At 58.7% G+C, this 11,033-nt stretch carries 9 protein-coding genes and 2 pseudogenes; 5 read left to right on the top strand and 6 right to left on the bottom strand.

Translation table 11 applies throughout. The annotated features are described in order from the left end of the window. From QZ522_RS14115 to QZ522_RS14125, 3 genes and pseudogenes are all read right to left on the bottom strand, one after another. Positions 1-285: pseudogene (locus tag QZ522_RS14115) on the bottom strand (glutamine amidotransferase); the annotation flags it as partial. A 94-nt stretch (positions 286-379) separates the two neighbouring features. Beyond that, positions 380-643, bottom strand: coding sequence for a hypothetical protein (locus tag QZ522_RS14120; RefSeq protein WP_294612805.1), 264 nt, complete (start codon positions 641-643; stop codon positions 380-382). An 11-nt stretch (positions 644-654) separates the two neighbouring features. Next, on the bottom strand, positions 655-2,013 hold the full coding sequence (locus QZ522_RS14125) for an ammonium transporter (protein WP_294612807.1): 1,359 nt from the start codon (positions 2,011-2,013) through the stop codon (positions 655-657). A 279-nt stretch (positions 2,014-2,292) separates the two neighbouring features. Here QZ522_RS14125 and QZ522_RS14130 point away from each other — a divergent pair, with 279 nt between their 5' ends. From QZ522_RS14130 to QZ522_RS14145, 4 genes are all read left to right on the top strand, one after another. Beyond that, complete coding sequence (locus tag QZ522_RS14130; RefSeq protein WP_294612809.1) at positions 2,293-3,429, top strand: aminomethyltransferase family protein; 1,137 nt, start codon at positions 2,293-2,295, stop codon at positions 3,427-3,429. 75 nt (positions 3,430-3,504) lie between these two features. Beyond that, entirely contained in the window at positions 3,505-4,113 is a 609-nt protein-coding gene (locus QZ522_RS14135) for a dimethylamine monooxygenase subunit DmmA family protein (RefSeq protein WP_294612812.1), read from the top strand. Further along, positions 4,110-5,075 (top strand): PDR/VanB family oxidoreductase, encoded by a 966-nt coding sequence (locus QZ522_RS14140; protein WP_294612815.1) that lies wholly within the window; start codon positions 4,110-4,112, stop codon positions 5,073-5,075. Before QZ522_RS14135 ends, QZ522_RS14140 begins: the two co-directional genes overlap by 4 nt. Before the next feature lie 11 nt (positions 5,076-5,086). Next, a complete protein-coding gene (locus QZ522_RS14145) occupies positions 5,087-6,154 on the top strand; it encodes a DUF3445 domain-containing protein (protein ID WP_294612818.1) in 1,068 nt (355 codons plus the stop codon). 14 nt (positions 6,155-6,168) lie between these two features. On the opposite strand, the gene QZ522_RS14150 is transcribed toward QZ522_RS14145, so the two are convergent. Both QZ522_RS14150 and QZ522_RS14155 read right to left on the bottom strand, forming a co-directional pair. Further along, on the bottom strand, positions 6,169-6,810 hold the full coding sequence (locus QZ522_RS14150) for a helix-turn-helix domain-containing protein (protein WP_294612821.1): 642 nt from the start codon (positions 6,808-6,810) through the stop codon (positions 6,169-6,171). A gap of 108 nt (positions 6,811-6,918) precedes the next feature. Next, a complete protein-coding gene (locus QZ522_RS14155) occupies positions 6,919-7,845 on the bottom strand; it encodes a LysR substrate-binding domain-containing protein (protein WP_294612824.1) in 927 nt (308 codons plus the stop codon). 369 nt (positions 7,846-8,214) lie between these two features. Here QZ522_RS14155 and QZ522_RS14160 point away from each other — a divergent pair, with 369 nt between their 5' ends. Then, positions 8,215-10,584 carry an aminomethyltransferase family protein gene (locus QZ522_RS14160; protein ID WP_294612827.1) on the top strand — a complete coding sequence of 790 codons (2,370 nt, stop codon included), beginning with the start codon at positions 8,215-8,217 and terminating at the stop codon, positions 10,582-10,584. 33 nt (positions 10,585-10,617) lie between these two features. Here QZ522_RS14160 and QZ522_RS14165 read toward each other — a convergent pair. Further along, positions 10,618-11,033 (bottom strand): annotated as a pseudogene (locus tag QZ522_RS14165) (3-keto-5-aminohexanoate cleavage protein); the annotation flags it as partial.

Below are 11,033 nucleotides of genomic sequence, written 5' to 3' on the forward strand. Positions count from 1 at the left end.
CTTGTCGGCAGGCAGCTCAAGCACCGCATGTGTGTCCATCCGGCGCAGGCTTACGGTGGCACCGATGGCTTTGCCCAACTCGGCATCTAGCCCGGCGAAATCCGTGTCGGCCTGGGCCGATTGCACCGTCAGTTTAGCGGTTTGAGCGGCACCATCACCATATATCGCGATACCTGCGCTATCAGGGCCGCGATCGGTCATGGTGATCAGCATATCCGTCAGCATATCGCCTAATTGCGGCTCAAGTGACTTGTCCTTGAGGAAGAGACCAACAATCCCACACATTGCATTTTTCCTTTTACAGAGCGGTTGAGTCGGAAGCTATCACTGATAGGTCGGCACATCAACTCTCAAGAATATTATTTTCCCAGTAGTAATTTTAAGGGGGCAGCAGGTAATCCGCCGCCCCCAGCCATGTCAAACCGCGCCAGTAGCGTTCAACAATAGCCGTGATCTTGTCGGTATCACCCAACATTTTTGCCTTTTCCAGGTGCTCGCTCTCGCGCTTGAACTGAATCCGGTGCCAGCCGATCCAGAAGATCACGCCGATCACGGTCATCGTCATTTCCCAGCCCTGAAAGGGATAGATCGCACCGACTTCGGCCAGGTCGACAGCCCAGCTTTCGTAACCAATCGTAGACATAGTCGTTCTCCTTATTTCTGAGCCAGATAGGCTTTGTCGGCGGCGATGATATCGGCTTTGGCATCTTCATAGGCATGATGCTCGGCGTAATCGAGGCCCTGCAATTCCACCTCTTCGGGAATGCGAAGCACACCCATCGCGGCCTGAATCTTGGACACGCCCCATCCCGGCAAAAAGCCCAGAACAAAGAACATGATCACCGCGCCAGCCGTCTGACCCAGGGGGCTGACTGTGGCATAGCCCTCGAACGGCGACGATGGTGCGCCCCAGAGAACAAAGCCCGCGATGATAAGGCCAATGACGCCGGAGTATCCGTGAACGGCAACCGCGCCGACCGCATCGTCGAGCTTGAAGCGCTTTTCGACCCAGTAGTGAAGCTTGTAGACGATGACGACACCGACCGCCCCGACCAGCATGGCCTGAATGGGATGATAAAGATCATTGCCCGCCGACGCCGTGATGATCCCGGCAAGACCGCCCGAGAACGTCCAGAAGGCATCGCCCTTCGAGACCACATAGGCCGCCATCAAGCCACCCGAGAGCGACATCAGGAAGTTGAAGGTGATCGCCGACAGCGAGGTCGGTGCAAGGTAGATGTTTGTCGCCGTCCAGGTGGTGCCGGTGATTTCGCCACCGATGACTTCGGGGGAGATGACCGGAACGTTACAGGCCGCGTAAAAGCCCCAGAAGCCGGTGTAGATCAGGAAAATCCCGATGGTCAAAAGCCAGGGATTGTGCGGCGGAATATCACGCGGCGTGCCGTCGGGTGCGAACTTGCCGAGACGCGGACCGAGCACCATGATCACGCCAAGCGCATAACCGCCCGCGATCGCGTGGATCACACCGGATGCATAGGCATCGTGATACCCAAGATATTTCACCATCCAGCCGGCATAGTGCCAGCCCCACGCCGCGTCGATGATCCAGAAGACCGACCCGATAAGCACCGCATGCACCCAAAGCGCGCTTGAACGGATGCGCTCGATCACCGAGCCCGACACGATCGAGGCCGCAGTCCACGAGAACAACAGGAAGGCCGCCCAGAACACGCCGGTGATTCTGTCGGAGAGGTTGGTCGCCATGGTTTCCGACCAGGGCAGGTTCGCGTCGCCCATCTCGTGATTCAGCCCGCCGAAGAACGGGAAGTCGGGAAAGGCCCAGTAGATCCACCACCCGAAGAAGAAGAACGTGACCGTCACCAGCGGGATGATCATGATGTTTTTCATCAGTGTATGCATGTGATTGCGCCGTCTGCTTGCGCCGACCTCATACATGCAGAATCCTACGTGAATTAAGAACATGAAGACGACGGTGACCCAGTAATAAAACTCGGTAAACACCGTCGTGAGTGCATTTAGATTGCCGTCCAATGGACTGTCTCCCTCTCGCTGTTGTTGGACATTAATTGCCCTTTAGTAAACTTTTTTTCACGGAAGTATTGCTTTTTCAAACAACCCGCTGTCAACTGTTCTTCGCGTTGCCGCAAAAATTTATGGGCAACGGCCCGCAAAATTCTTTGCAGCGGAACGAAGGTTGGCGGGCATTATGACGACGTAGTCATGCGGTCGGCCACAGGCGTCGACGCGGACGGATATAACGATGGAAATGGCCGCCAACCGGGCACTGAGCCATTCAACTGGGAGACAGACATGACGGCATCTTGGAGATTTTCGACACTCGCAGACCGGCACCGCGCCCTCGGGTCCAACCTTGAGGATTGGGGCGGCATGGGCACGGCCTGGAGCTATGACAAGGATCAGGAAGCCGAATATATGGCGATCCGCACCAATGCCGGGTTCATGGACGTGTCGGGCCTGCACAAGGTGCATCTGGTCGGGCCGCATGCCGGTCACGTGATCGACCGCGCCACCACCCGCAACGTCGAAAAGATCAAGCCGGGCCGCTCGTCCTATGCGACGATGCTTAACGACGATGGCAAGTTCATTGATGACTGCGTGATCTACCGGATGGGCCCGAATTCATGGATGGTTGTTCACGGCACCGGCGGCGGCCATGAGCAGCTGACGATGGCCGCAATGGGCCGCGACGTCGATGTGCGCTTTGACGACAACCTGCACGATATTTCGCTGCAGGGCCCCAAAGCCGTTGATTTCCTTGAAGAACAGGGCGTTCCGGGTATCCGCGACCAAGTCTATTTCAGCCACCAGCACACCACCCTGTTTGATAGGCCCGTGACCATCTCACGGACCGGATACACCGGCGAGCGCGGCTATGAGATTTTCTGCCGGGGGCAGGATGCGCCGCATATCTGGGACACGCTGGTTGAAAAAGGCGCGCCCAAGGGAATCATTCCTACACGCTTTACCACACTCGATCTGCTGCGGGCCGAAAGCTATCTGTTGTTCTTCCCCTTCGACAACTCTGAGATGTACCCCTTCGAGAACGAAAAGGGCGGCGATACGCTCTGGGAGCTGGGCCTTGATTTCACCGTGTCGCCGGGCAAGACCGGGTTCCGCGGTGCCGAGGAACACTATCGCCTCAAGGGCAAGGAGCGCTTCAAGATTTACGGCGTCAAACTTGACGGCAAGGAACCCGCCGAAGAGGGCGCGCCGCTGATGAAGGACGGCAAGCAGGTCGGCGTCGTGACCATCGGGATGTATTCGCCGCTGAACGAGTGGAACGTCGGCATCGCCCGGATGCCGGTCGACTGCGCGGTGGATGGCACGCCGATGACCGTGCGCAACGAGAGCGGTGACATCAACTGTGTCGCCCATTCCATGCCGTTCTATGACCCGGACAAGAAACGCCGCACCGCAAAGGGCTGATGGCTAACCGGGCATGGTCGCCGTCGCGGCCATGCCCATGAACCCCGATGCACAGATAGAGGGATCCCGCGCTTCATGAGCACCTTCGACTTTCCGCCTTCCATCACAAGCAGACCGACCTATGGCACGCTCGAACCTCGGGCCGGGAAATTCCACCTGATGATCGCCGATGCCGAAGGCGCCGAGGCGATCCTGCGGCTGGCAGAGGCAGACCCGTCGCTGATGGGTAAATCGCACATCATGTACATCCCCGGCGAGACCGGCGACCGTTTCACCGCAAAGCTTGAGGCCCTGGCGCCGAAACAGCTTTATGTCGGGCCAAGCTATACCGCCGCCGTGCCGCGCCTGCGCCGCATATTGCAGGATGCGCATATGGGCCTTCAGGTCTATCTGACCGGCACCGAGGGCTTGATGGGACAGGCCATGCTCGAGGCGACAACCGCGGGCATCCCCCATACCGCGATCCAGACGGAACATCGCGGATCGGTCGCCCGCCGCATGCAATGCGTGCATTGCAAAGGCATCACCGAGAACGTCATCACTGACCCGTTCAAATGCTCGCATTGCGGGCTTAACCTGTTTGTGCGCGATCACTACTCCCGCCGTCTGGCCGCTTTTCAGGCGGTCTGCATCGACGCCGAGGATCCCGGAAACGTGCCCCCATCAGTGGAGCTTTACACATGAGCGCCGGGACCACCAAACTTGCCGTTACCGTGACCGAGGTCACACCCGTCAACGAGCTTGTGACGCGCTTTCGCTTCGAGCGGACCGATGGCGGGCTGTTGCCGACCTTTTCGGGCGGCGCGCATACGGTTGTCGAGATGAAGGATGGAGACATCACCCGCCTCAATCCCTATTCGCTGATGTCCGATCCGATGGATCAGAGCGCCTATACAATTTCGGTACGCCGCGATGACGAAGGACGCGGCGGATCGCTGTTCATGCATCAAAAGGTCAAGCCCGGCGATCAGATGGTGATCAGCTATCCGGTCAACCTGTTTGCGCTTGATCTGCGGGCAAAGAAACACCTGATGATTGCCGGCGGCATCGGCATCACGCCGTTCCTTGCACAGATCAAGCAGCTTGCAGCAACGAATGGGCGGTTCGAGCTTCACTATGCCTGCCGCAACCCCGCGCTCGGGTCTTATGTGGACGAGTTGACAGCGGCCCATCCCAACAATGTGCATGTCTATTTCGATGACCAGAAACAGGCCATCGACCTCGAAAACCTGCTGGATGGGCAACCGCTCGGGACGCATATCTATGTCTGCGGACCGAAGGGGATGATCGACTGGGTCTGCGCCAAAGCGCGCGACCTTGGCTGGCCCCGCGAGGCGATCCACTATGAGGAATTCCTTGCGCCGCAATCGGGCAAGCCCTTCGAAGTCAAGCTTGCAGTCTCGAACAAGGTCATCACCGTCGGCGAACATCAAAGCCTGCTCGAAGCGATCGAGGCCGCAGGTGTCGATGCGCCCTACCTGTGCCGCGGTGGCGCCTGCGGGCAATGCGAGACCGCGGTGATCGGCTATGACGGCAAATTCCTGCATCACGATCACTGGCTTGAAGACGATGAAAAGGCCAGCGGCAAGAAAATCATGCCCTGCGTCAGCCGGTTCGAGGGCAAGACCCTCGTTCTGGACCGCTAAGGAGACGACTCATGACAATTCAGTTCAACGATGAAACCTTTCGCGGTGATTACACCTTCAGGAATTCGCAATGGGCGATCGACCGCTTTCCGTTCCCGTTTCACGAAGACAGCTACATGTATTCCGTCAACATGGAACAACATCAGGGCGGCCCCAAGGGCAGCGTCTATGAAAAGCGTTTCGATGTGGACGAGCATTACGTATCCGAAATGAAGGATCGCGCAATTGTGCTTGCCGAAGACCCGCTGCGCTGTCAGTCGCTGCCGCATATGACGCTGGCGGGTTGGGATCTTCTTGAGCTGATCATGGTCAGCAAATCAGAGGATTATCCCGACCTCTTCGAACTGCATCGCGATGGCAATGACTGGCACTGGATCAACAAGCCGATGGGGATTGACCAGCGCTTCACCTTCATGGACGAAACCACGCTGCCTTATGGCCCGATGGAATATATCACCCGCCAGACCCAGGGCGATTTCGCGGTTCTCGATCAGCGTGACGACAACCTCTGGATGGATGCCGGAATGGTCACCACCCAGGCCGACTGGTCACTTGATTTCGACATCGGCATGAACTTTTTCGAATGGCACGCCCCGGTACCGAAAGCCCATGAAATGGGCATCTTCGTGCGCGCGCTGAAATTCCTTCTGAACGTCCAGCAAGGCAGCCCGGCGCGGCGGCTCAACTGGACCATGACGGTCAATCCGCTGCTTGATACCAGCCCCGAAAACTATCACAAATGGGGCGTGCAAAAGACGACGCTGACACCTGAAAACGTCGGGGAAAAGCAATTCCTGCGGGTCGAACTTCAGACCTTTTTCCGGCTGCCGCGCTCAAACGCGCTCGTGTTTCCGATCCGCTGTTACCTGATCGCCCTGGAAGATGTGGTTACGGTGCCGAAATGGGGGCGTCGGCTGCACCGCGTACTCCGCGACATCCCGGTCGAGCTTGCGACCTACAAGGGCTTTATCGACAACCGGCCATTGATCGTTGATTACCTGTCAAAATTCGACGACGGCTTGCCGACGTCTGACGGTATCTGGCCCGAAAAGGACACCGAGCCACCCTTACAGGCCTGACATACGCGCGGGCGTTAGGCCGACTGAGGATAGGAAATGATCGACAGATAGCGCGCCGGCAGCTTGATCAGCACCTCGGGCCCATGCGGCGCATCGGCGTCGAAAAACAGGGTATCGCCCGGCTTGAGCGGATAAACATCATTGCCATGGCGATAATCAATCTCGCCTTCCAGCATGTAGATCGTCTCGATTCCGTCATGCTGGAAGGTCGGAAACACATCTGATTCCTCACTGAGCGTGATCAGATAAGGCTCGACCACCACACCGCTGGCATTTGATCCGATATGACCCAAGAGGTTGTATTGATGCCCGGCGCGCGTGCCCTTGCGCTCTATCTCAACGCCTTCGCCGGCCTTGGTAAGCACGGCGGCGCGGCTTTCCTCGAACCCGCGAAAGAAAGAGGTGAGCGGCACGCTTAATGCATTGGCTAGCGTCAGCAGCGTCGTCAGCGACGGCGAGGTATTGCCGTTCTCGATCTTCGACAGCATTCCGATCGACAGGCTTGTCGCATCGGCGAGTTCGTTGACCGTCATGCTCTGTTGCTTGCGAAAGGCCCTAACTTCTTTGCCGATGGCCACCTCAAGTACATTCTCGCGGCCCTCACGCAGGCGGTGCGGGTCCTGGCCGAAAGTCTGGCTCGGCGCGGGTTTCTTCACTTTTTCAGGCCTCATAAAATTTGCCGTCTCCACAACAGGAATATTCAACTTTGCCAAGTAAACAGCAATGACGCGTAAAGAACAACGCGAATGGCCCAATACCCGTTCTCAGGACGCAAAGCGTTTGCGCGCGTCGCTGACACCGCACAACCAGTCCTCGACGATCCGGCACTCGTCAAACGGCGCGGCGGCCTCGGAGCGCAACAGGTAATAGCCAAAATCGGTGCGCACGGCCTCGTCACCCAAAGGGCGCACCAGCTTGCCTTGTTCGATCAGCGGATCAACCAGATGCGCCCAGCCAAGCGCCACCCCCAATCCGTCAACAGCCGCCTGTATCGACATCGGATAGGTGTTGAACAACGCGGCCTGCTTCGGCTCGACGTTTTGCCGGCCGACATGGCTCAGCCACCTTTGCCATGTCATCCATTCAGGATGCTGCGCGGCAACGGCGATCAGATCAAGATGCGGCAACATGGCAATGTCGTCGGCTTGCGGATTGGCCTCGAGATAAGCAGGCGAACAGACCGGAAAAATCGTTTCGCCAAATAGCTGCCGCGAGGTAAACCCCGGCCAATTTCCGTCACCGCGCAGAATGGCAAGATCGACCTGTTCAGACAGGCATTCCTCGTCACGGTCCGACGAAACCACCATGATTTTGACATGCTTGTTGGCGGCGCGAAACCGATGCAGGCGCGGCATGAGCCAGAGCGCCGCCACGGAATTGGTCGCGGCCAGCGTCACCGGCCTTTCCTTATGCTCGGCGACGATCGCCCGCGAGGCCTCGCGCAGCTCCTTCAAGGCGGGGTTGATGCGCGCCAGAAACGACGCGCCCTGCGGTGTCAGGCTTATGGATCGGTGACCGCGCAGGAAAAGCGGTACATCGTAATGCAGCTCAAGCAGGCGAACCTTTCGGCTTATCGCGGTTTCGCTGATGTTCAGCTTTTTTGACGCGCCGACAAAGCTCTGGCTTTCGGCGGCGGCCTCGAAGGCTAGTAGATAGTCAAGCGGTGGAAGGGCGGTTTTCCCTTGGCTCATATCGTGAAGTATCCCTGAGACGCTCTGAAATCTTGTGTGCCATGGCGACGGATCCGATACCCTCACAAGCCGCAGGCACGAGCCATCCCGCTAGGCGCTAATTTCTTGGGTCTCAGGGTATCAAAAAACTGTGCAGAGAAAAGCGCGATATTGGCCAAACTGTTCTCAACTCGGGCGAATCGACCTGAAACCGACACTGGAGTTTGGCCAAGATAACGGAAACATCATGAAATATGCAGGTTTCCCACCTGAATCCCCACCTCTTGCCGCGATGTCCGGGCAATATCACTGGCATCCTGAACGGTCAGGGCCTGGTCTGATCCATCTCACCCGCGCGAATTCGGACGCGCACGACTGGGAGAACCACAAGTGAACGACAAACCCGTATTTGCCGTACCATACGAGCGCGCCGGCGTGCTGACGCCCGGCTTGCCGATCCTGCCGCATGGCGTGGAACGGCACCCCGTTCCGGGTGGCGGCAGCCGTGCCCTGCGTATCGAAAAGGGCGACGAAATCACGGTGCAGGACCGCGAAGGCCTTCAGCCCGTCGAAATGGTGTTCTTTGCCCCGGACGGCACATCCGACGCGGCCATGATCGGGGCCAAGGGCGGGCGTGATCCCAAGGGCCTGAAGGCCGCGCTTCTGGGCGATCCCTCGGGCGCGCGCGTCGTGGCGGCGCTCGCCAAGGCCGGGTTTGACATCGCAAAGGCCGATGGCACACTGCTCTTTGACGAAGGATCGAGGGCAGGGGAGTTTCGCAGCTTCGTGGCGGCCAGCGACGGATTGCTGATCGTCTGTGCCACCGGCATCGCGATCGGGCCGCACGAACAATGGGCCCCGACCGAAGTCGCCGTTTACATCCGGCGCTATGCACCTGCTGACCCGGCCGCACCGATCACCGCGCCGGAACCGCTGGCCGATCCGCTGCTCGATATCAACATTCAGCCGGGCGAGGCCAAGCCATTCGAGGTCAGGAAGGGCCAGTTCATTCAGGTGCTGGATGTAAAAGGCCGTGAATGTTCGGATTTCCAGGCCTTCTCGCTGCGTGCGCTCGACAAGGGGCTTGAACGCGAAATCGACCCGACGACGACGCGCTCGCTTGTGGGCTCGCTTTATCCCCAGCCCGGCCTTTTCTCAAAATACTTCTCGTCCGATCAGGAGCCGCTGGTCGAAATCGTGCAAGATACGGTCGGGCGGCATGACACCTACGGGCTGGCCTGTACCGCGCGCTATTACGAGGATCTGGGCTATCCCGGTCATGTCAATTGTTCCGACAACATCAATGCCGAACTGAGCCAGTTCAACATCCGGCCACGCGGCGGCTGGCCTGCGATCAACTTCTTTTTCAATACCATGCTTGATGACACCAACGCCATCAGCATGGACGATCCCTATTCGCGGCCCGGCGACTATGTGTTGCTGCGTGCCCTAAGCGATCTGATCTGTGTCTCGACCGCCTGTCCCTGTGACATTGATCCGGCAAATGGCTGGATTCCGACCGACATACAGGTGCGTACCTATGATAAATCCAATGACTTCCGCCAATCCATAGGATGGCGCAAAACTCCGGGGGCAGACGTGGAACATACCAGGAAAACAGGCTTTCATGATTGCTTTGCACGCCATACGCGCAATTTCACCGAATATGCGGGCTATTGGCTTGCAAATGACATGACCAACCACGGCGCCATTGCCGAGTACTGGGCGGCGCGTGAAAAAGCCGTGGTCATGGACCTCTCTCCGCTGCGCAAATACGAGGTGACGGGGCCGGATGCCGAAGAGCTGATGCAGGTATGCGTGACCCGCAACATCAAGAAACTTGCGGTTGGCGGCATCGTCTATACCGCCATGTGCTATGAACACGGCGGCATGATCGACGATGGCACGGTCTATCGCCTTGGCGAGACCAATTTCCGCTGGATCGGGGGCAACGATCAATCCGGCCTGTGGCTGCGCAAGCAGGCAGAAGAGCGCGGGCTCAATGCCTGGGTGCGATCCTCGACCGACCATCACTGCAATATCGCGGTGCAGGGGCCGTTGTCGCGCGACATTCTCAAAGAGGTGATCTGGACACCGCCACAACAGGCCACCATCGAAGAACTGCCGTGGTTCCGCCTCGCAATCGCGCGCATCGGCGATTTTCACGGGCCCGCGGTCGTGGTCAGCCGCACAGGATATTCCGGCGAACTGGGTTATGAAATCTTCTGTCACCCAAGGGATGCGACTGCGGTGTTCGATGCGGTCTGGAAGGTCGGCGAACCGATGGGCATGATCCCCCTCGGCCTTGCTGCGCTGGACATGTTGCGGATCGAGGCCGGGTTGATCTTTGCCGGGTCGGAATTCGACGATCAGACCGACCCGATGGAGGCCGGCATCGGCTTTACCGTGCCGCTCAAATCGAAGACCGACGATTTCATCGGACGCGCGGCACTTGAGCGGCGCAAGGCGAACCCGCAACGCGTGATGGTCGGTCTGGACCTGCCTGGCGGCGTCGTGCCGACACCCGGAGATTGCGTTCATATCGGCAAGCCACAGATCGGGGTCGTCACCTCTGCCGTCAAATCGCCCATCCTTGGCAAGGTCATTGCCCTTGCGCGTGTCGATGTAGCCCATGCCGATATCGGCACAGAACTTGAGATCGGTCGCCTGGACGGCGATCAGAAACGGCTCAGGGCGACGGTCGTCGGCTTTCCGCATTTCGATCCGACCAAGGAGCGGGTCAAGGGCAACTACACCTGACACCCGTAAAACAGGGTGCATGCCTTGGCCGAGCTAGAGCCGGGGCATGCCCTTGGGGCGCAACAGTCGCTTTTGCGCCGCAATCCGGAACGGCGCATTCGGCGCGCCATAGCCCGCGTATCCGTCGCGCCGTTCAACGATTTCAAAGAACATCCCGCCCGCATAGGGCCGCGAATAGAGCTGAAAGAAGGTGCCCTGCGCATCCTCGTCATAGAGGATATTGCCAGCCTTGAGCCGGTCCAGAACCTCGGGGGCCAGATCAAACCGCGCGGCAAGATCGGCATAGTAGTTGTCGGACATCGGCAAGGGTTTGAACCCGCGTTCGGCGAGGGCCGCTGCGGTCGCAAAGATATCGTCGGTGGCCAGTGCTATATGCTGGACAGAGGCCCCGAAACTGTCGGCCAGAAAGTTGCCCGCCATGGTGCGATGGGTTTCCGCCCCGTTCAGGG

The organism is uncultured Roseovarius sp., assembly GCF_913054395.1.
In the GTDB taxonomy this organism is placed as follows: Bacteria; Pseudomonadota; Alphaproteobacteria; order Rhodobacterales; family Rhodobacteraceae; genus Roseovarius.